Origin of the sequence: Pseudarthrobacter sp. NS4, assembly GCF_024758005.1 — a bacterium.
Classification (GTDB): Bacteria; Actinomycetota; Actinomycetes; order Actinomycetales; family Micrococcaceae; genus Arthrobacter.
The window spans coordinates 1,043,389-1,062,411 of the sequence record NZ_CP103288.1 but is presented as its reverse complement, the minus strand read 5'-3'; the positions used below and the strand labels follow the sequence as shown (position 1 = coordinate 1,062,411).

17 protein-coding genes and 2 pseudogenes are annotated in these 19,023 nt (G+C 64.2%); 2 read left to right on the top strand and 17 right to left on the bottom strand.

All coding sequences use genetic code 11. From position 1 onward, the window contains the following. Positions 1–4 precede the first annotated feature (4 nt). The 16 genes and pseudogenes from NXY83_RS05025 to NXY83_RS04950 all read right to left on the bottom strand — a co-directional run bounded on the left by NXY83_RS05025 (position 5) and on the right by NXY83_RS04950 (position 16,973). Positions 5–1,045 carry a Gfo/Idh/MocA family protein gene (locus NXY83_RS05025; RefSeq protein WP_258804993.1) on the bottom strand — a complete coding sequence of 347 codons (1,041 nt, stop codon included), beginning with the start codon at positions 1,043–1,045 and terminating at the stop codon, positions 5–7. Then, a complete protein-coding gene (locus tag NXY83_RS05020; protein ID WP_258804992.1) occupies positions 1,042–1,827 on the bottom strand; it encodes a TIM barrel protein in 786 nt (261 codons plus the stop codon). Before NXY83_RS05020 ends, NXY83_RS05025 begins: the two co-directional genes overlap by 4 nt. Beyond that, on the bottom strand, positions 1,827–2,915 hold the full coding sequence (locus NXY83_RS05015) for a Gfo/Idh/MocA family oxidoreductase (RefSeq protein ID WP_258804991.1): 1,089 nt from the start codon (positions 2,913–2,915) through the stop codon (positions 1,827–1,829). The genes NXY83_RS05020 and NXY83_RS05015 overlap by 1 nt, the downstream gene beginning before the upstream one ends. 25 nt (positions 2,916–2,940) lie before the next feature. Continuing rightward, positions 2,941–3,130 (bottom strand): annotated as a pseudogene (locus NXY83_RS05010) (inositol 2-dehydrogenase); the annotation flags it as partial. Positions 3,131–3,224: 94 nt separating this feature from the next. Further along, complete coding sequence (locus NXY83_RS05005) at positions 3,225–4,160, bottom strand: ATP-binding cassette domain-containing protein (RefSeq protein ID WP_258804990.1); 936 nt, start codon at positions 4,158–4,160, stop codon at positions 3,225–3,227. Positions 4,161–4,172: 12 nt separating this feature from the next. Then, positions 4,173–5,222 carry an ABC transporter permease gene (locus NXY83_RS05000; protein ID WP_258804989.1) on the bottom strand — a complete coding sequence of 350 codons (1,050 nt, stop codon included), beginning with the start codon at positions 5,220–5,222 and terminating at the stop codon, positions 4,173–4,175. A gap of 66 nt (positions 5,223–5,288) precedes the next feature. Then, a pseudogene (locus tag NXY83_RS04995) lies at positions 5,289–6,290 on the bottom strand (substrate-binding domain-containing protein). Between the two features lie 262 nt (positions 6,291–6,552). Further along, entirely contained in the window at positions 6,553–7,995 is a 1,443-nt protein-coding gene (locus tag NXY83_RS04990; RefSeq protein WP_258804988.1) for a sugar porter family MFS transporter, read from the bottom strand. Continuing rightward, positions 7,992–8,867 (bottom strand): sugar phosphate isomerase/epimerase family protein, encoded by an 876-nt coding sequence (locus NXY83_RS04985; protein ID WP_258804987.1) that lies wholly within the window; start codon positions 8,865–8,867, stop codon positions 7,992–7,994. Before NXY83_RS04985 ends, NXY83_RS04990 begins: the two co-directional genes overlap by 4 nt. A gap of 22 nt (positions 8,868–8,889) precedes the next feature. Further along, positions 8,890–9,903 (bottom strand): Gfo/Idh/MocA family protein, encoded by a 1,014-nt coding sequence (locus tag NXY83_RS04980; RefSeq protein WP_258804986.1) that lies wholly within the window; start codon positions 9,901–9,903, stop codon positions 8,890–8,892. Between the two features lie 34 nt (positions 9,904–9,937). Further along, positions 9,938–10,849 (bottom strand): sugar phosphate isomerase/epimerase family protein, encoded by a 912-nt coding sequence (locus tag NXY83_RS04975; RefSeq protein WP_258804985.1) that lies wholly within the window; start codon positions 10,847–10,849, stop codon positions 9,938–9,940. 77 nt (positions 10,850–10,926) lie between these two features. Beyond that, entirely contained in the window at positions 10,927–12,438 is a 1,512-nt protein-coding gene (locus tag NXY83_RS04970; protein ID WP_258804984.1) for a CoA-acylating methylmalonate-semialdehyde dehydrogenase, read from the bottom strand. Between the two features lie 33 nt (positions 12,439–12,471). Continuing rightward, entirely contained in the window at positions 12,472–14,445 is a 1,974-nt protein-coding gene (gene iolD / locus NXY83_RS04965) for a 3D-(3,5/4)-trihydroxycyclohexane-1,2-dione acylhydrolase (decyclizing) (RefSeq protein WP_258804983.1), read from the bottom strand. A gap of 6 nt (positions 14,446–14,451) precedes the next feature. Further along, positions 14,452–15,387 (bottom strand): Cgl0159 family (beta/alpha)8-fold protein, encoded by a 936-nt coding sequence (locus NXY83_RS04960; RefSeq protein ID WP_258804982.1) that lies wholly within the window; start codon positions 15,385–15,387, stop codon positions 14,452–14,454. Beyond that, positions 15,384–16,382 (bottom strand): 5-dehydro-2-deoxygluconokinase, encoded by a 999-nt coding sequence (gene iolC, locus NXY83_RS04955; protein ID WP_258804981.1) that lies wholly within the window; start codon positions 16,380–16,382, stop codon positions 15,384–15,386. Before iolC ends, NXY83_RS04960 begins: the two co-directional genes overlap by 4 nt. Positions 16,383–16,568: 186 nt before the next feature. Beyond that, entirely contained in the window at positions 16,569–16,973 is a 405-nt protein-coding gene (locus NXY83_RS04950) for a tautomerase family protein (protein WP_258804980.1), read from the bottom strand. 151 nt (positions 16,974–17,124) lie between these two features. Between NXY83_RS04950 and NXY83_RS04945 the strand changes: the two genes are divergently transcribed. Both NXY83_RS04945 and NXY83_RS04940 read left to right on the top strand, forming a co-directional pair. Continuing rightward, positions 17,125–17,484: an ArsR/SmtB family transcription factor gene (locus tag NXY83_RS04945; protein ID WP_258804978.1), complete on the top strand. Its 360-nt coding sequence runs from the start codon at positions 17,125–17,127 to the stop codon at positions 17,482–17,484. Beyond that, positions 17,481–17,963 (top strand): SRPBCC family protein, encoded by a 483-nt coding sequence (locus NXY83_RS04940; RefSeq protein WP_258804976.1) that lies wholly within the window; start codon positions 17,481–17,483, stop codon positions 17,961–17,963. The genes NXY83_RS04945 and NXY83_RS04940 overlap by 4 nt, the downstream gene beginning before the upstream one ends. A gap of 152 nt (positions 17,964–18,115) precedes the next feature. Here the strand turns inward: NXY83_RS04940 and sucD are convergent, their stop codons facing one another. After that, positions 18,116–19,018 (bottom strand): succinate--CoA ligase subunit alpha, encoded by a 903-nt coding sequence (gene sucD / locus NXY83_RS04935; RefSeq protein WP_258804975.1) that lies wholly within the window; start codon positions 19,016–19,018, stop codon positions 18,116–18,118. Positions 19,019–19,023: the final 5 nt, after the last annotated feature.

Genomic DNA, 19,023 nt, shown 5'->3' with positions numbered 1-19,023 from the left:
GAACTCAGCCCCCAACCGCTGTAGGCAGCTCCACCCTTACCGCAACCCCGCGTGCAAGCGACTCCTGGGCGGCGTCGGCCACGCGGGAGGCGGCCACAGCGTCCCCAGGCGTGCAGGGATTGTCCCGCTGCCCCAGGACAATCTCAACGAAGGCGGCCATTTCGGAACGGTAGGCCTGGTCGAAGCGCCCGGCAAACGTCCGGTGCGGCTCACCCGATGGGAAGCCGACGCCGGGTTCGGCCGATGCCATGGCGGTCTTCTCGTCCAGGCCCACCATGAGCGACCGGCTGGACCCCTGAATTTCCAGCCGCACATCGTGGCCAGCCCCGTTGTAACGCGTCGCCGAGACCGTGCCTACCGTCCCGTCGTCGAAAGTCACCAGCGCCAGCGCAGTATCCACGTCCCCTGCTTCACCGATGGCCGGGTCCCCGTTGTTCGAGCCCTTGGCGTAGACCTCGACTATTTCACGGCCAGTCAGCCAACGCAGGATGTCAAAGTCGTGGACCGAGCAGTCGCGGAAGAGCCCACCGGAGGTTGCCAGAAACTCCACAGGCGGCGGGGCCATGTCGCAGGTGACCGCACGCAGGGAGTGGATCCACCCCAGTTCGCCTGCCTGGTAAGCCCTCCTGGCTTCCAGGTAGCCGGCATCGAAACGGCGCTGGTGGCCAATCTGGACCACGCCGTTCTTGTCCCGGATGTAGTCCAGCACCGGCAGGGCGTCCGCAACGTTCATAGCCACCGGCTTTTCGCAGAAGACCGGGATGCCGGCGTCCACCCCCGCCTTGATCAGCTCGGGATGGGTAGCGGTACCGGTGGCCACCACCAGGCCATCCACGCCCGATGCCAGAAGTGCATCGACGGAGGAAAGGTACTCCGCACCCAGGTCCGTGGCCACGCCCCGGGCGTGCTCTTCGGCCACGTCCGTGAGGCGAAGCATCACGTTGATCCCCTTCGGATTGAGCACTCCGTTGAGGGCGGCGATGTTCTTGGCGTGCATCACGCCGATCCGGCCCACACCCACCAGGCCAAGTCTTATGTTTTTCATGCATTTTCCTCTGCATAGACGGTAAAGGCGGTCCGGAAGGCCTCGAGGGCAGCGTTGCTGTCATCCTTCGCCCACGCCTCCATGCCCACCGTGCCCTCATAGCCGGCCCCAGCAAGGGCCCGGGCCACAGCTGCATAATTGATTTCCCCCGTGCCTGGCTCGCAGCGTCCGGGAACGTCCGCCACCTGGATTTCACCGATGTACGGCAGGGCCGACCTCACCAGTTCGATAAGGTTCCCCTCCCCCAGCTGCGCGTGATAGAGATCCAGCATCAGTCTGGCGTTCGGGTGCCCGGCGGCCTCCACCAGGGCGAGCGTGTCCTTGGCCCGCGCCAGTGGAATACCGGGGTGGTCGACGATGGTGTTCAGGTTCTCCAGGCAGAACGTCACACCATGCTGTTCGCCCAGGCGGCCCAGCCGTTGAAGGGTACGAGCGCCTGTGGCCCACATGCGGCCGGAGGAACGGTAAACAGGGCGGGCGGCCCGGCCCTGCACTAGCTCCGCGGGGTGGACCACCATGCGGCTGATGCCGAGCTCGAGGGCGGTGGGGATCAGTGATTCAGCTGTCCGCACCACGTCATCCGCCGTGTCCGGATCCACCAGGCTGCCGGACGTGTAGCCGGTCATGGAGGAGAAGACTGCTCCGGTCGCCGTCAGCGCCTGGAGGTCCTTGTCCCGGGAATCCCACAGTTCCACGTCAAATCCCGCCTCGTGGATCCGCCGCACCCGTTCCACGAACGGAAGGTCCAGGAAGAGCATCTCCGCGCAGACCGCGAGCCGCATCAGATGGCTGCCTTCTCGGTGACGGCCACTGGGGTGCCGCGCTTGACCGATTCGATGCAGGCAAGGGCCATGGCCAGGGCGCGGCGGGCGTCGGCGGCGCCGGGCGTAAGGGTGACATCAGACGACGGCGAGGGCCCGCCGTCGCGCTTTGCCCGCACGGCCGCGGCGAAGTCTGCGAGTTCGTCCGTGTAGGCCTGGCGGAACAGCTCCACGTTGAGGCGTGGCGTGTTCGCCGAGAGTCCCCCGGCGGTATAGCGCCTGGCCGCCGTTTCGGTGGCCCGGCCGGCCTGCACCATGCCTTTGGAGCCGAAGACTTCGCCGCGGACGTCGTACCCGTACAGTGCACTGAAATTTGCTTCGGCCACCGCCACGGCACCATTGCTGTACCGGATGGTCACCACAGCAGTGTCCAGGAAACCCTGGTCGCGCAGGGACGGCTCTACGAGCGCATCCGCCACGGCATACACCTCCACGGGTTCGGCCCCCTCGTTGAACCAGTTGAGGGTGTCGAAGTCATGGATGAGCGTTTCCAGGAAGATGGTCCACGCCGGAACCCTGGCGGCGTTGGCGATGCTCCCGGTCCCGGGATCACGGGTTAGCGAGCGCAGGAGTTGAGGGCTTCCAGCAACTCCTGCGGCGAGGTCTTTCTTCGCTGCCCGGAAGTCATCGGCATACCGGCGGTTGAATCCAATCTGGAACAGGACGCCGGCCTCGTCCACCGCAGCGAGCGCGGCGTCGAGTTCCGTCAGGGATTGGCCAGCCGGTTTCTCGCAGAAAACGTGCTTCCCGGCGGCGGCGGCTTGGGCTATCAGCGGTGAGTGGAATCGTGCCGGGCTTGCGATGATCACGGCATCAATCTCCGGATCGGCGAAGATGTCGTCGGCACTGGCCGTCACCTTGGCGGTACCCAGTTCCAGTGCAAGGTTCCGGGCGGATTCGATGTTGGGGTCCGCGATGGCGGCCAGGACCGCACCGGGGACGCGTCGGGCAACGCTCTCGGCATGGAATGCACCCATCCAGCCGGAGCCGATGAGTCCGATCCGTACCGGTACGGGCGCTGCCGAGGGGTGCTGGGAGATGTAAGCCAATGGCTCGTCCTTTCGATGGTGCGTGCAGGGCCAGGCCGGCGTGCGTCGAGTCATGAGGGGCCACAACCACCACGTCCACCTCGCTCGAATTAATGAGCTCGGAGGGATCGGTGGTGGTGCGAGCTGACTTCGGCCCCGCTGATGGCGGTGGAGAGGTTCCTGATGTGGTCTGCGCCCATGGCGCCGGCGCCGATGACACCAACCCGGATCGGCATGATTTTTCCCGTCTGCCCGTGGTTACCTTCTGAGCCCTGGCATGGCGGGCGGGGGCCCGTCCGGTTTTCCGGCAGGCCCCCGGTTCGGTCCATGCTAGGCGTGCCGGGGGCTGCTTTCCTTTGTCGTCTCTGCAGTGTGGGTCACGTCCGCGACCTCTGCCTGCACTTCCTTGACGACGTCGCCGTGTCCGCCGAGCTGTTCCAGTTCGTGCGCAAGCTCGGCGAGTTCCGCCCCACCTGCCATCTGCGCGGTGAGTTCGTCCAGGGTGATGTCTTTCTTGTCGTAGTAGCCGATCGATTTGCCCCGCTTGAGCAGCAGGAACCGGTCCCCCACAGGGAAGGCGTGGTGCGGGTTGTGGGTGATGAAGATGACCCCGAGTCCACGGTCCCTGGCCTGGAGGATGTAGCGCAAAACCACGCCGGACTGCTTCACGCCGAGCGCCGCCGTCGGCTCGTCCAGAATGAGGACCTTGGCGCCGAAGTAGACAGCCCGGGCGATGGCCACACATTGGCGTTCACCGCCGGAGAGCTGGCCGATGGGCTGTTCCACGTCGCGGAGGTCAATGCCCATTTCCGCGAGTTCCTTCTTGGTGATGTCCTTCATTTGCTGGACATCCATGCTCTTGAAGGGTCCGAAGCCGCTGGTCAGCTCGGAACCCAGGAAGAAGTTGCGCCAGATCGGCATCAGGGGCACAACGGCGAGGTCCTGGTAGACGGTGGCAATACCTGCGTCCAGGGCATCACGGGGCGAATCGAACTTCCGCTCCTCGCCCATGATGTTCAGCGTTCCTGCGTCATGCTGGTGCAGTCCGGCGATGATCTTGATGAGCGTGGACTTGCCGGCACCGTTGTCACCGAGAACGCAGGTGACACGGCCGTTATCGACTGCCATGGTGACATCCCGAAGCGCCACGATGTTGCCGTAGTGCTTACCGACGCCATCAAGTGAAAGCAGGTGCACCGGCGTGTGGGTGAGTGGATCTTTTTCATTCTGCAGCAGGGTTTGCTGGTCGATCTTCTGGGCATTCATTCTCCGGACCCCTTACTTCAGTTCCGCGCGGCGCTTGACGATGAGGTTGACGATGGTGGCGAGCAGCAGCATCAGGCCCAGGAAAAACTTGAACCAGTCCGGATTCCACTGCGCGTAGACGATGCCCTTGTTGGCCATGCCGAAGATGAACGCGCCGATCGCGCCGCCTATTGCCGAACCATAACCGCCGGTCAGGAGGCATCCCCCGATGACGGCGGCAATGATGTACAGGAACTCGTTTCCTACGCCCTCACCGGACTGCACCGCGTCGAAGGCGAAAAGGTTATGCATGCCCAGGATCCAGCCGCAGAAACCAACACCCATGAACAGCCCGATCTTGGTGGCCTTCACGGGAACGCCTACGGCGCGTGCTGCGTTCGAGTCACCGCCCACGGCGAAAATCCAGTTGCCTACCCGGGTCCGCATCAGCACCCAGGTGGCCACTGCCACCAGGGCAATCCAGATGAATACCGTGATCTGGACATCGATTCCGCCGATCGTCACTGATGACGCGAACACCGCGCGGGCGGAGGCGAAGCCATCCATATCCGAGATCGAGGGGGAAGACACCCCGCCGCCGATCATGCGGGTCAGGCCCAGGTTCAGGCCGGTCAGCATCAGGAACGTGGCCAGCGTGACAATGAAGCTGGGCAGTTTGGTCTTCATCAGGATCCAGCCATTGATGTATCCGATGGCCAGGGAAACCAGCAGCGCCAGGGCCACGCCCACCCAGACGTTGGTGCTGAAGTACCAGCTGAACATCGAGGCAGTAAGTGCCGAAGTGATGACGGCGACACCTGTGGAAAGGTCGAACTCACCGCCGATCATGAGCAGTGCGACCCCGACCGCCATGATTCCGATGGTTGAGCTGCCATACAGCACGGTGGCGAAAGACGAAGGCTGCAGGAACGTCGGGGAAACTGCGGCGAAGAAAACGAAGAGGACGATTGCGCCTACCAGTGCGCCGACCTCAGGGCGGCCAAGCAGTTTCTGCAGGGGGTTGCGCTTACCGACTCGTTCATCGGTCACGGGGAGGGAGGTCTTGGTTAGGGTCTGAGTCATGGGGTTTTCTCCTGCTAGGGCGGGTTCCGGAGCCGCAAGGGCCCCGGAACCCGGCTCAAAGCATCCTTAGCGGATGCCTTCCTTGGCGAACTTGAGGACGTCAGGAGCTGCTGCCTGATCAATGATCGACGGGCCGGTCAGTACCGGAAGCCCGCCACCTACGTGGATGCCGCCCCTCTTGACCTGCCAGAGGGCGTCGATGGCGCCATAGCCCTGGAGCCACGGCTGCTGATCGACGGTGAAGGCCACCTTGCCGTCGATGATGGCCTGGGCCAGGTCACCGTTCATGTCAAAGGAGGCAACCTTGACCTTGTCCGTCAGGCCCAGGCTTTCCACTGCCTTATTGATGGTCAACGTGAAGGGTGCACCCAGACCGATGATGGCGTCTGCATCAGGGGTGGCCTGCAGCTTTGCCGTGACCGTTGAGGAAACCTGGGTCATGTCGGTTCCCTGGACAAACAGGTTCTCGGTGGCCGGGATCTTGGACTTGACGCCGGCGCAGCGGGAATCCAGGGCCACGTTGCCTTGTTCCATGATCACGCAGATGGGGCGCTTGGCTCCCAGCGAGGCCAGCTTTTCCCCGACGGCGGCGCCCGCGAGGTTCTCATCCGATCCGAAGTGGGTGAAAGCGCCTGCCTGCTGCCAGACATCGGCGCCGGAGTTCAGGCTGACGACGGGAATGCCGGCCTCGGTAGCTTTCTTCAAGGCGTCCTTAAGTGCATCCGGCTTGGCCAGGGTGACGGCGATCCCCTCTACTTTCTAGTCAATGGCCTGCTGGATCAGCTGGGCCTGGCGGCCACCCTCAGGGTCGGAGGTGTAGAGCAGCTCCACGTTGTCCTTGGCAGCCGCTTCTTCGGCACCCTTGCGGAGGATGTCCCAGAAGGTGTCGCCGGGAGCGGCGTGGGTGATAAGGGCAACCTTCATGCGTTCTGTTGTAGCTACCTGGCCACCGCCGGCTCCGCCGCCGGCCTCCTCGGTCCTGCCTCCGGTGCTAGAGCATGCACTCATTGCCAGCATCGGCACGATAGCCGCTACAAGTGCTGCTTTACGCCAAGAGAATCTAGCCACGTGTATCTCCTTTGATATAGCTCCGGACTGCCACTGTGCAGCCAACGGATACGCCTACATCGATCATGGTGATTTGAACCACACATGTCAAGACTTTGTCCTGACATTAGTATGTACTCACGTAAGTTACGCGCAGATGCCTGTGAAATCCCGCGAACTCCACGGCACACGGCTACTGACCCTGTCCGGAAAACAGTCAAAAGGGGCACCGTTATCGGATTCGACGACGGTGCCCCCAGCGGGTTTCGAGACTTAACTTGGGCTAATGGTTAGCTCCGCTTGCGACGGCTTCCGGTTTCGCTCCCGCCACATTCTTGAAGTAGTGCTCCAGGTCCTCCAGGCTCTTGCCCCTGGTTTCCGGAACATACTTGGCGGCGAAGGCGATGGCGCCCACCCCCAACACGGCAAATACGAAGAACGTGTTGGACAGCCCGATGGCGGCCAGGAGCTGCGGGAAGCCGAAGCCAACCAGGAAGTTCACGATCCACAGCACGAAGACGGAAGCCCCCATGCCCAGGCCGCGCATCTTCAGGGGAAAGATCTCGGAAAGCATCAGCCATGTCACAGGCGAGATGGCTCCCTGCTGGAAGGCCAGGAAGGTGACCGTGAGGGACAGGATGACGAAACCGCGGGAAGGGCCTTCCGGCAGGATCAGCGAGAACAGGCCAATCAGCAGCAGGGCCGACGTCGTTCCCACCTGTCCGGTGATCAGCATCCGCCGGCGGCCCACCTTGCCCAGCAGCCAGATGCCCACGAAGGTGGCGAGCACCGAGATCACGCCGTTGGCAATGTTGGCCGTCAGGGCTGCTTCCCGGCCGAAACCGGACTGCGAGAGGATCTGGGTGCCGTAGTACATGATGGAGTTCACACCGGTGATCTGCTGGATTACGGCCAGGCCCAGGCCCACCACAAAGATCCGGCGCAGCCACGGAATGCTCAGGTCCTTCCACGAGCCCATCTTGGACTTGTAGTCCTCCACGGCCATCGCTTTGACCTCTTCGAACTCTGTCCGCGCATCGGCCTGGGACCGGATGCGCTGCAGCACGCTGAGCGTTTCGCCGAAGCTGCCCATCGAAGCCAGCCAGCGCGGGCTTTCCGGCATGAAATTCATACCGATCCACAGCACGATCGCGGGGAGCGTTGCAATGACCAGCATCCACCGCCAGATGCCGCCGGCTTCCCCGAAGGTGTTCCCGAGGTAGGCGTTGAAGATGAAGGCCAGCAGCTGGCCGGTGACGATCATCAGCTCGTTCTGCGTGACGATCCTGCCGCGGCGCGCACTGGGAGACACCTCCGCGAGGTAAACGGGAACGGTCACGGACGCGCCGCCCACGGCAAGGCCCAGTACGAACCTGGCGGCGATCATCACCTCCGTGTTCGGCGCGAAGGTGCAGGCGAGCGTTCCCAGCAGGAAGACGACCGCCAGGACCATGATCATCTTGCGCCGGCCGTTGCGGTCAGCCAGCCGGCCTCCGAACAGGGCACCAAAGGCTGCACCGAACAGCAGGGATGAGGTGACCAGGCCCTCGGTCAGCGGCGTGAGCCCCAGGTCCTCCTGCATGTACGGCAGGGCGCCGTTGATCACGCCGGTGTCGTAGCCGAAGAGCAGGCCGCCGAACGTGGAGATGATGGTGACCGTACGGAGCGCCTTCTTATGGTTGGCCGGAGCCTTGACGGTGGTGGCAGCAGGAGCAGGGCCACTCATGCATTGGCCTTCCGGACATACTGCTGCATGGTCTCCAGCTGGTATCGGGAGACGTCCTCCGCGTTTTCGTCCTCGGCGAAGACGCTGGAAACCATGACGGTATCGTCCCGGTCCAGGAAGCCGATTTCCTTCAGGCCGCCGAAGAACTCGTCCCAGTTGACGTCGCCGTCGCCGATTTTCAGGTGCTGGTGGACACGGACGGGGTTGCCCGGCGGGTTGGTGATGTAACGGAGCCCGTGCGAGGCATGGTGGTTCATGGTGTCGGCCACGTGGACCAGCCGCAACCTGTCCCCCGCCGCCCGCATGATGTCCAGCGGCGCGTTCTTCATGTGGAAGCTGTGCGAGGCCACGTACACCATGCCAACGTTCTTCGAGTTGAGCCCGCGGATCATGCGGATGGCGGCGAGGCCTTCCTCCACGAAGTCGTCCGGGTGCGGGTCGATCAGCAGGTCGATGCCCTCACGCTCGATGATCGGCAGCAGTTCCTCCATGGAACGGTAGAAGGCCTGCTCGGACTCTTCGGCTTTTTCCGGCCTGCCGCTGAACTCGGTGTTGATGGTGCCGACACCGAGGTCCACCGTGATCTGGATGGCACGCTTCCAGTAGCGGACCGCTGCCTCGCGGGCGTCCTCGTCGGGTCCGGACCAGCGGAGCACCGGCAAGACTGAGGCGATTTCGATTCCCGCATCCTTGCAGGCCTTGCTCAGCTGGCCTACCAGTTCATCGTCTGCTTTGGGGTGGTTGTAGAAGGGGATGAAGTCCGCGTGCGGAGTCATCTGCATGTATTTGTAGCCAAGGTCCGCAACCACCTTAGGGAACTCAAGCAGGCTGTGGGTGTGGTGGAACGGCGTAGGATCAAGTGCGATTTTCAAGGGAAAAGACTCCTCCGGGTGGCTACTTGTAGAGGTCGGGCTTTGTGGCCAGCTTTACAGCGACCTTTTCGCCGTTCTTCTGTGCTTCGACGCCCGCTTCGCAGCAGGCTGCAGTGGCGTAGCCGTCCCAGGCGGAGGGGCCGCCAATTTCGCCCTTACGTGCCGCGTCTACCCATGACTGGATTTCGACGTCGTACGCCGCGCCGAAACGCTCCTCGAAGCCGGGGGTGATGTTTCCGCCCCAGCGGCCGGCGCTGCGGGTGTAGGGACCCTTGTCGCCGCCGATGCTGACGACGCCTTCTTCGAAGGATGCCTGGGTAGCCACTTCATAGCCGAACTTGGCGTTGACATAAATCTCAACGTCGGCCAGGACGCCCGATTCGGTCTCGATCAGGACGTGCTGTGGATCGTGCTGGCCGGCCGGGGCGTTCCTGGTGGCCTTGCCCAGGCGGACCTGGATGCTGGTGATTTCCTCGCCCGTGAAGAAGCGGATGGCATCAAACTCGTGCACCACGGAGTCGTGGATCAGCATTTCGTTCGTGAAGCCAACCGGCGTGGTGGGGTTGCGGTGCTGGTGGTGCAGCATGAGCAGCTCGCCCAGCTCGTGGTCGCGGATGATTTGGCCGAGCGCCGCATATTCGGCGTCGAAGCGGCGCATGAAGCCCACCTGGATGCGCTTGCGGCCCAAAGCCACCTCGGCCTGGACAACGTTCCAGGAGGATTCGGCGTCCGGGGTCAGCGGCTTTTCGCAGAGGATCGGGATGTCCTTGGCGAGCGCCTTCAGCAGGATGTCCTCGTGCAGGAAGCCGGGGGTGGCAATCAGTACCGCATTGACGTCGCCGTTGTTAAGGGCTTCCTCGGCGTCGGCCAGGGCAACAGCGCCCGGAATGCCCTCGATGGCGGCCTGTGCACGGGCCAGGTCCACGTCAACGACGGCGGCAACTTCGGCTCCGTGGATGCGCTTGTGGAGGCGCTGGATGTGGTCGGCGCCCATGCGCCCTGCGCCGATAACGGCTACGCGGAGGGTTTCAGTCATTGTTTCGTCCTTCGGTGTCTGTAAACGGATGCGGTCAGCTGACGGCGGTGCGGGAACCGCAGGACAGCAGGTAGTTGCGGGTGCGCTTGGCGATGGGCATGGGAACGTCGAAGGCGACGGGGTACATGTCCTGCTCCACGATGCCGAAGATCGGGCGGTCCAGCGCTTCCACGGCTTCGATGACGGCGCGCAGGTCTGGCAGTCCGTTCGGCGGCTCGGTCATCACGCCGGCCAGGTTGGCTGCGGCCCAGGTCATGTTTTCCTCGTTGACCTTCTTGAGGATCTCCGGGTTGATCTGCTTCAGGTGCAGGTAGCCGATCCGGTCCGGGTAGTTCTTGATCAGCTCCAGGCTGGAAGCACCGCAGTATTCGGCATGGCCGGTGTCCAGGCACAGGTTCAGGTACTTCGGATCCGTTGCGCCGAGCAGCGTTTCGATGTCCTCCTGGGCACCCACGTGTGAATCGGCGTGCGAATGGAACTGCTGCTTCAGCCCAAAGTCCTCCAGCAGGGTCTTGCCCAGGCGGTTGTGGCCGGTAAACAAGTCGCTCCAGGCTTTGTCGCTCAGCGTGCCGCTTTCCACTGCCTCGCCCGTAACGTCGTCACGCCACATGGCCGGGATGACCACGATGTGCTCGCCGCCCAAGGCTGCCGTGAGTTCGGCCACCTTGCGGGCCGGCTCCCAGGCGGTCTCCCACTGGTCAAGCCCGCGATGGAAGGCGGTGAACACCGTGCCGGCGGTGACCTTTAGGTCGCGCTGCTTCAATTCCTCCGCCAGCCGCGCGGGATCGGTGGGAAGGTAGCCGTAAGGGCCAAGCTCAATCCACTTATAGCCGGATTCCGCCACCTCGTCCAGGAAGCGCTCCCACGGGGTCTGCTTGGGATCGTCAGGGAACCAGACACCCCAGGAGTCCGGAGCGGTGCCGATGATCAGCTTGTTCTCAGTCATGACAGCGTTGTCTTTCTCTTTGCTGGTGGGGCCCGCCCGGCAGGGTTCCTGGGCGGGGGCGAGGGCGGCAGTGGGGACTAGTTGGACGGGAAGTTGTAGGAGGCGCCGGAGGCGTGGGTGGGTTCGGGCCAGCGGGAGGTGATGACCTTGCCGCGGGTGTAGAAGGACACGCCTTCGGGGCCGTAGATGTGCTTGTCGCCAAACAGCGAGGCTTTCCAACCGCCGAAGGAGTGGTAAGCCACCGGGACGGGCAAGGGCACGTTGATCCCGATCATGCCTACGGTGACGGAGCGCTGGAACTTGCGCGCGTGGGCGCCGGAGGAGGTGAAGATGGCGGTCCCGTTGCCGTAGGGGTTGGCGTTGATGAGGTTGATGCCGTCTTCCAGGCTGTCCACGCGGACCACGACGAGGACGGGACCGAAGATTTCCTCGGTGTAGGCAGTCATTCCGGTTTTGACGTGGTCGATCACGGTGGGACCAACCCAAAAGCCGTCCTCGTGGCCGGGGACCACGAGGTCGCGGCCGTCAACCACCATGGCCGCGCCGGCGGCTTCTGCTTCCGTGACGATCCTGACGATGCGCTCCTTGGAGGCCGGGGTGATGACCGGGCCCATCTCTGCCTCAGGAGCGGTCCCGTTGTTGACCTTCACGGCCAGGGCGCGCTCTTCGACCTTCTTGACGATCAGGTCCGCGGCGTCTCCGACGGCGACGGCAACGGAGATGGCCATGCACCGCTCCCCTGCGGAACCAAAGGCTGCGGCGGCCAGGTGGTCGGCGGCGTTGTCCAGGTCCGCGTCGGGCATGACGATGGCGTGGTTCTTCGCACCGCCCAGGGCCTGGACGCGCTTGCCGTGCTTCGTGGCGGTTTCGTGGACGTACTGGGCGATCGGCGTGGAGCCGACGAAGGAGATGCCGTCCACGTCAGGGTGGGTCAGGAGCCCGTCAACGGTTTCCTTGTCGCCGTGCAGGACCTGGAACACCCCATCGGGCAGACCGGCGTCCTTCCACAGCTTGGCCAGGAGCATGGAGGCGGAGGGGTCCCGCTCGGAGGGCTTGAGGATGAAGGCGTTGCCCGTGGCGATCGCCATCGGCGCCATCCACAGCGGCACCATCACCGGGAAGTTGAACGGGGTGATGCCGGCCACCACGCCAAGGGGTTCACGGAAGTTGAACACGTCGATGCCGGTGGAGACCTGGTCCGAGTAGTCGCCCTTGAGCAGCGTGGGGATGCCGCAGGCGTATTCGATGACTTCCAGGCCGCGGCCAATTTCGCCCTTGGCGTCGGAGATGACCTTGCCGTGTTCGGCGGTAATCAGGGCGGCGAGGTCGTCCACGTGGGCGGCGACGAGTTCGCGGAACTTGAACAGCACCGCGGTGCGCTTGGCCAGGGAGATATCGCCCCAAGTATCGGCCGCCTTGCGGGCAGCGGCCACGGTGGCGTCCAGGTCGGCGCGGTTGGCCAGGCGCAGTTCTGCGCTGACCTGGCCGGTGGCAGGGTTATAGACGGACGTGGTGCGCCCGCCCGCGCCGGCAGTTTCGGCGCCATTGATGAAGTGGTTGATGACGGTGGTCTCGGTGGTGGCAGTCATGGGACTCTTCCTTGAGTGGTGGAAAGGGCGGCGTCAGCCGAGCAGTTTGCGCTGGCGGGACTTGTGGTCGGTGTAGGTCTGGTAGGCCTGCTGGGTGGAGTCCAGTTCGGATACCTGGGAGACGGGAACGTCCCACCATGATTCGGAGCTGGGGGCGTCCAGGAGCGGGTCGGACTCGACGTGGATCAGGATGGGTCCGCCGCGCTCCGGTGCGGCTTTGGCGTCACGGATGGCCTGTTCGAGCTCGGCGATGGCCTTCTCCCCCGGCTCGATCCGGATGACCTTCACGCCGAGGGATTCGGCGTTCAGGGCCAGGTCAACCGGAAGGGTTTCACCTTCGTCGAAGCTGTGCTGTTCCTCATTGAGCGACCGGTACTGGGTGCCGAAGCGCTGTGAACCGAGGGACTCGGAGAGCGAGCCGATGGAGGCGTAGCCGTGGTTCTGGATCAGGACCACGATCAGCTTGATGCGTTCGGCGACGGCGGTGACCAGTTCGGTGTGCATCATCAGGTAGGAGCCATCCCCCACCATCACGACGACGTCCCGCACGTCCGCGCGGCCCCCACCAGCCGCCGTCGTACTTGCCACCGCTTCCGCAAGGGCTGCGCGCTTGACGCCCAGCCCGCCGGGAATTTCGTAGCCCATGCAGGAGTATGCATATTCGACGTGGTAGCCGAAGGGGTCCCGGACGCGCCACATCTTGTGCAGGTCCCCGGGCAGTGAACCGGCCGCGCAGATCACCACGTCACGGGCGTCCATGGCCCGGTTGGTGGCGCCAATGATCTCGTTCTGTGCCGGCAGCGGGGTGTGCCGGGTGTCGAATGCCTCGTCCACGGTGGCGTCCCAGCGCTTCTTCTCGGCCGACACCTGCTCCTCAAGGTCGGCGCCGACGCGGTAGCCGCCCAGTGCCTCATTCAGCTTCACCAGCGCCTTCCGGGCGTCTGCCACGATCGGCAGCGTGGTGCCGTGCTTGTACGCATCGATCGGGGCGACGTTGATGTTGATGAACTTCACGTCGGGGTTCTGGAAAGCGGTCCGGGAGGCGGTGGTGAAGTCCTCGTACCGCGTGCCGATGCCAATGATCAGGTCCGCCTCGGCAGCGATGGCGTTCGCCGCCGTCGTACCCGTGGAACCAATGGCTCCCAGGGAGAACGGATGGTCCCAGGGCAGCACGCCGACGCCGGCCTGGGTGTTGCCCACCGGGATGCCGGTCAGCTCGACGAACCTGGCGAGTTCCTCGTTTGCATACGCGTACAGGACACCGCCACCGGCGATGATCAGCGGCCGCCTTGCGGCCCGGATGGCGTCGGCGGCGCGCCGGATGTCGTCGTCGTCCGCGTCCGGGCGGCGAATACGCCACTCACGCTCGGCCAAAAACTCCGCCGGGACGTCGAAGGCCTCGGCCTGGACGTCCTGTGGCAGCGAAATGGTGACCGCACCGGTCTCTGCGGGGTCCGTCAGGACCCGGAGCCCGTGGTGGAACGCCGAGAACAGCTGCTCGGGCCGGTTGACGCGGTCAAAGAACCTGGACAGCGGCCGGAAGGCGTCATTGACCGTGAGGTCGTAGGCGTAGGGCTGCTCCAGCTGCTGCAGCACCGGGTCTGCGGCGCGGGTGGCGAAGGTGTCGCTCGGCAACAACAGGACCGGCAGCCGGTTGGTGGTGGCCAGCGCGGCACCGGTCAGCAGGTTCGAGGACCCGGGACCAATCGAGGTGCTGATGGCGAAGGTCTGGCGGCGGCGGGTATGCCGGGCGTACCCCACCGCCTGGTGGACCTGGGCCTGCTCGTTGCGGCCCTGGTAGTAGGGCATGATGGCGGGATCCAGCTGCTGGTACTGCTTCAGGGCCTGGCCCACACCTGCCACGTTGCCGTGGCCGAAGATGCCGAATGTGCCGGGGATCAGGCGTTCGCGGTATTCCCGGTCGCCCACCTGGTCCACCGTGTACTGCTTGGAAAGGTATTCAACGACGGCCTGTGCCACCGTCATTCTGCGCGTTGCAGTTCCCATGGGAGGTTACTCCGATACTTCAGTGGTGTGGTGAAGGAGCGAGGCAGCCGTGGCGACGGCGCCGGCGACGTCCCCGTCCGAGGGGTAGAGCAGGGTGCGGCCCACGGTAAGGCCCTGTACGCCGGGCAGGGCCAGCGCGGCCTGCCAGGTCGCGAAGACCTCGTCCTGGGTCCCGTCCGGGTCGCCGCCCAGCAGCACGGTGGGCATGGTGGTCGCGGCCATGACGCGTTCCATCCCGGCAACGACGGGCAGCTTCATCCAGGTATAGGCGCTGGTGGATCCCAGGCCTTCGGCGATGGCGATGGATTTGATCACGGCGTTGGTGGACAGGTCGTTGCGCACCCGCCCGTTCTCGCGGATCGAGAGGAACGGCTCCACCATGGCAATCAGCTTGCGCTCGGCCAGCGAGTCGATGGCCTTCGCGGTGGCTTCCAGCATGGAGACGGTGTCCGGATCGCCAAGGCATATGCGGGTGAGCATCTTGCCGCCGTCCGCCCCGAGGGCCTCCAGGGCTGCTGCGGTATGGCCGGTGAACCGGTCATCGAATTCGTTGACCAGGCCGGCGAGGCCGCCGCGGTTCATGGAGCCGAACACCAGTTTGCCCTCAAGCGCCCCGAGCAGCAGGAGGTCATCCATGATGTCGGGGGACGCCAGGACGCCGTCAACGGCCGGGTTCGCCAAGGCAATCTGCAGCCGGTCCAGGAGCTGGCGGCGGTCTGCCATGGCCACCGGGTCATCTCCGACGGCGAGGGCGCCACGGGCCGGGTGGTCTGCCGCCACGATGAAGTTTTGCCGGCCGGACTTTACGCCCGGGTGGCGGCGGCGCGACCGGGCCGCGCGTGCCACTGCCTCCGGATCTTCGAGCCGGATGATGCTCAGGTGCTCGTAGCGGCGCGGGTCGTCATTGAGTGCCTGGTTGGAGGCAATAGGGGTAAGTGTCACAGTGCTGCTCCTTCGGTGGCAAGCTGCGGAACGGCGCGGCCGCGTTCGGCGAGCAGCGAGTTGACCTCGTCCGGCGTGGGCATAGCGTCGGCGCACGAAAGGCGGGAAGCCACGATGGCGCCGGCGGCGTTGGCGTAATCCAGGACCTGGGCCAGCGGCCAACCGGAAAGAAGTCCATGGCAGAAGGCGCCGCCGAAGGAGTCACCTGCGCCGAGGCCATTGACGGTCTCTACCGGAACGGGGGCGGAGACGACGCGCTCGGTGCGGGTCTTGGCCATCACGCCCTCGGGGCCAAGCTTGACGACGGCGATCTCGACGCCCGCGGCCAGCAGCCTGTCGGCCTGCTCGTCCGGAGTGCCCTCGCCCACCGCTACGGCACATTCCTTGTCATTGCCGATTGCAACGGTCACGTGCGGCAGGACCTTGGCAACCTCGGCCCGGGCTTCTTCCTCCGATGCCCAGAACATGGGCCGGTAGTCAAGGTCAAGGATCGTGAACTGCCCTTCGGCCAGGCCGGTCCGGGGACGTGCCTCGTGCGCCCTGATGTGGGCCTCCCGGCTGGGCTCCTGGCACAGGCCGGTCACGGTGGACCAGAAGATCCCGGCGTCGCGGATGGCGTCCAGGTCCAGTTCGTCGGCCTTGATCTGCAGGTCCGGTGCCGTGGGAAAGCGGCCGTAGAAGTACAGCGGAAAGTCTTCGGGCGGCTTGATGGCGCAGAATGTGACCGCCGTCGGGTATTCCTTCACGGGGGACACGAAGGCGTCATCGACCTTGAACTTGCGCAGTTCCCGGTGCAGGTAGTTGCCGAAGGCGTCGTCCCCGGTGCGGGTAATAACGCCTGTGCGGCGGCCGTGCCGGGCAGCGGCGACAGCCACATTGGAAGGGGAACCGCCGAGGTATTTCCCAAAGGACGTGACGTCCTCCAGGTCCACCCCAATATCGTTCGGGTAGATATCAACGCTGATGCGCCCGATCGTGAGAAGCTCGTGGGTCACGGTGATCGTGGACCTTTCTGGTGTGGAACTCTTCCTTTGAGGATCAGGAGCTCCGGGACTGGCAGGCCGTGGTGGAGGCCACAGGCACTACTTTGCCCTAGATCCAATGTCCTGTCAAAGGTTTGTACTGACATACTTACATCGCAGTTTTGCGGTCTCCGTCAACTCTGGAACGGAGCCGAAAAGCTACTTCTTCGGGACCGACAGTTCACCCGTCATGTACTGCGCCCGGCCGAAGCCGAAGGACCAGTCCCCCGCAGTGTTTTCCACATAGCCAATGAAGACATCCTCACCCGCAACCCCCACCCCGGAAAGCTTTTCAGCGACGGCAGCGAACAGGCGCTGCTTTGCTTCCTGCGAGCGGCCGCCCTGGGTAAAGATCTGGATCATCACCACTCCCCCGCTCCGCTCGAATCCCAGGCCCGCATCCTGGGCGAAGATCTGCCCCTGCGGGTGCTCGGTGAGGATATGGAAGTAATCACGCTCCGGAATGCCGTACTGGGCGAGGATCGCGTCATGGATTCCCCGGCTGAGTTGCTGCAGGTCCTCCGCGGAACGGCCTTCGTTTACGTCGATACGGACAAGAGGCATTAAGTTCTCCTTCCAAAAGTTTGTACTGACATACTAACAAACCGCCGCCAAGGGAAACAAGAGGGGAAGGGGTATTGAGGAGGGCGCTGAATGGTCTTACTCTTAAACAACTAAGACGTTGATAAACGAGTTGGTTGATTACGAGGCAGCGATGGTTTCCGAAAGCGCGGCACTGGACTCGGCCTTCATGGCCCTGGCCGACCCCGTCCGGCGAAGCATCATTGCCCGGCTCAGCCGGGGCCCGGCAACCGTCAATGAACTGGCGGAACCCTTCGAAATTTCCAAGCAGGCAGTTTCGAAGCACATCCAGGTGCTTGAGCAGGCGCAGCTGGTCACCCGTACCAGGGAGGCCCAGCGAAGGCCCGTCCACCTGAACCCCGCACGGCTGGAGGCACTCACCGCATGGATTGACCAGTACAGGTTGGTCCGCGAGGAGCAGTTCCGCAGCCTCGATGCCGTGCTTCAATCCAGCGCCGGGCAAAGCGGCGCCAAGGCAAAGGAAAACCGATGACCAATCCCCTGAAACTCACCGTCCCCGAAGGCCTTCCCTTCATCGACTACGAGCGTGAGTTCGATTTTCCCGTCCCGGCTGTCTTCCGCGCCCACAAGGAACCGGACCTGATCGTCCAGTGGCTGGGCCCGCGGGGCATGAAGATGGACCTCGACCACTACGATTTCCGAACGGGCGGCAGCTACAGCTACCTGCACACCGGGCCGGACGGTGTGGCCTACGAGTTCAAGGGCATCTTCCATACGGTGCGCGACAACGAGTTCGCCATCCAGACCTTTGAGTTCGGCGGGTACCCTGACGTGGTCAGCCTGGAGTTCATGACATTTGAGGACCTCGGAAACGGGCGGTGCCGGCTGCGGGGCCACTCTGTCTACCCGACCCTGGAGGCCCGCGACGGCATGGCACAGTCCGGCATGGAAGGCGGCATGACCGAAGGCTACGAGCGGTTGGACGAACTGCTCAGCGGCGCCAAGGTGTGAAAAACAGGAAAAGTACGACGACGGGTGGTCGCTTTCCTGGGAAAGGGAACCACCCGTCGTCGTACTTTAAACAGCAACGCGGGGTCACTTCCCGCCCATCCAAGCTTCCGGAATGGGCGGGAAGTGACCCCGCGTTGTTTTGTGCGTAGAGCCTAGAGGGCTGCGTAAACCTCGCGCAGCAGTGTGGCGGTCTCGGACGGCGTCTTGCCGACCTTCACGCCGGCAGCCTCGAGGGCTTCCTTCTTTGCTTGGGCAGTTCCGGCGGAACCGGAGACGATGGCGCCGGCGTGGCCCATGGTCTTGCCTTCGGGCGCGGTGAAGCCTGCAACGTAGCCAACCACCGGCTTGGTGACGTTGGCCTTGATGAAGTCGGCTGCGCGCTCTTCTGCGTCGCCCCCGATTTCGCCGATCATCACGATCGCCTTGGTTTCGGGGTCAGCCTCGAACGCGGCCAGGGCGTCGATGTGGGTGGTGCCGATGATCGGGTCGCCGCCGATGCCGATGGCGGTGGAGAAGCCGAGGTCGCGCAGTTCGTACATCATCTGGTAGGTCAGGGTGCCCGACTTGGAAACCAGGCCGATGGGGCCCTTGCCCGTGATGTTGGCCGGCGTGATGCCCACCAGCGCTTCGCCGGGGGTGATGATGCCGGGGCAGTTCGGTCCGATGATGCGGGTGACCTGGTTGCCGTCCGCGTCCACCGTGGACTGGGCGAGGGCCCAGAATTCGGCGGAGTCCTGGACGGGCACGCCTTCGGTGATGACGACGACCAGGCCGATGCCGGCCTCGATGGCTTCGACAACAGCGTTCTTGGTGAATGCCGGCGGCACGAAGACGATGGAGACGTCGGCGCCGGTTTCTGCCATGGCTTCCTTGACGGTGCCGTAGACGTTGATTTCGGTCTCGCCGTGCAGGACCGTGGTGCCGGCCTTGCGGGCGTTGACGCCGCCAACGATGTTGGTGCCGGCCTTCAGCATCAGGGCGGTGTGCTTGGTGCCTTCGCCGCCGGTGATGCCCTGGACGATGACCTTGGAGTCCTTGTTCAGATAGATAGACATGTGGC

Coding starts and splice junctions, on each gene's coding strand:
- NXY83_RS05000 (WP_258804989.1), bottom strand. CDS start 5,222: ATGACTCAGACCCTAACCAAGACCTCCCTCCCCGTGACCGATGAACGA.
- NXY83_RS05020 (WP_258804992.1), bottom strand. CDS start 1,827: ATGCGGCTCGCGGTCTGCGCGGAGATGCTCTTCCTGGACCTTCCGTTC.
- NXY83_RS04950 (WP_258804980.1), bottom strand. CDS start 16,973: ATGCCTCTTGTCCGTATCGACGTAAACGAAGGCCGTTCCGCGGAGGAC.
- sucD (WP_258804975.1), bottom strand. CDS start 19,018: ATGTCTATCTATCTGAACAAGGACTCCAAGGTCATCGTCCAGGGCATC.
- NXY83_RS04980 (WP_258804986.1), bottom strand. CDS start 9,903: ATGACTGAAACCCTCCGCGTAGCCGTTATCGGCGCAGGGCGCATGGGC.
- iolD (WP_258804983.1), bottom strand. CDS start 14,445: ATGGGAACTGCAACGCGCAGAATGACGGTGGCACAGGCCGTCGTTGAA.
- NXY83_RS04970 (WP_258804984.1), bottom strand. CDS start 12,438: ATGACTGCCACCACCGAGACCACCGTCATCAACCACTTCATCAATGGC.
- NXY83_RS04945 (WP_258804978.1), top strand. CDS start 17,125: ATGGTTTCCGAAAGCGCGGCACTGGACTCGGCCTTCATGGCCCTGGCC.
- NXY83_RS04990 (WP_258804988.1), bottom strand. CDS start 7,995: ATGAGTGGCCCTGCTCCTGCTGCCACCACCGTCAAGGCTCCGGCCAAC.
- NXY83_RS05025 (WP_258804993.1), bottom strand. CDS start 1,045: ATGAAAAACATAAGACTTGGCCTGGTGGGTGTGGGCCGGATCGGCGTG.
- NXY83_RS04940 (WP_258804976.1), top strand. CDS start 17,481: ATGACCAATCCCCTGAAACTCACCGTCCCCGAAGGCCTTCCCTTCATC.
- NXY83_RS05005 (WP_258804990.1), bottom strand. CDS start 4,160: ATGAATGCCCAGAAGATCGACCAGCAAACCCTGCTGCAGAATGAAAAA.
- NXY83_RS04975 (WP_258804985.1), bottom strand. CDS start 10,849: ATGACTGAGAACAAGCTGATCATCGGCACCGCTCCGGACTCCTGGGGT.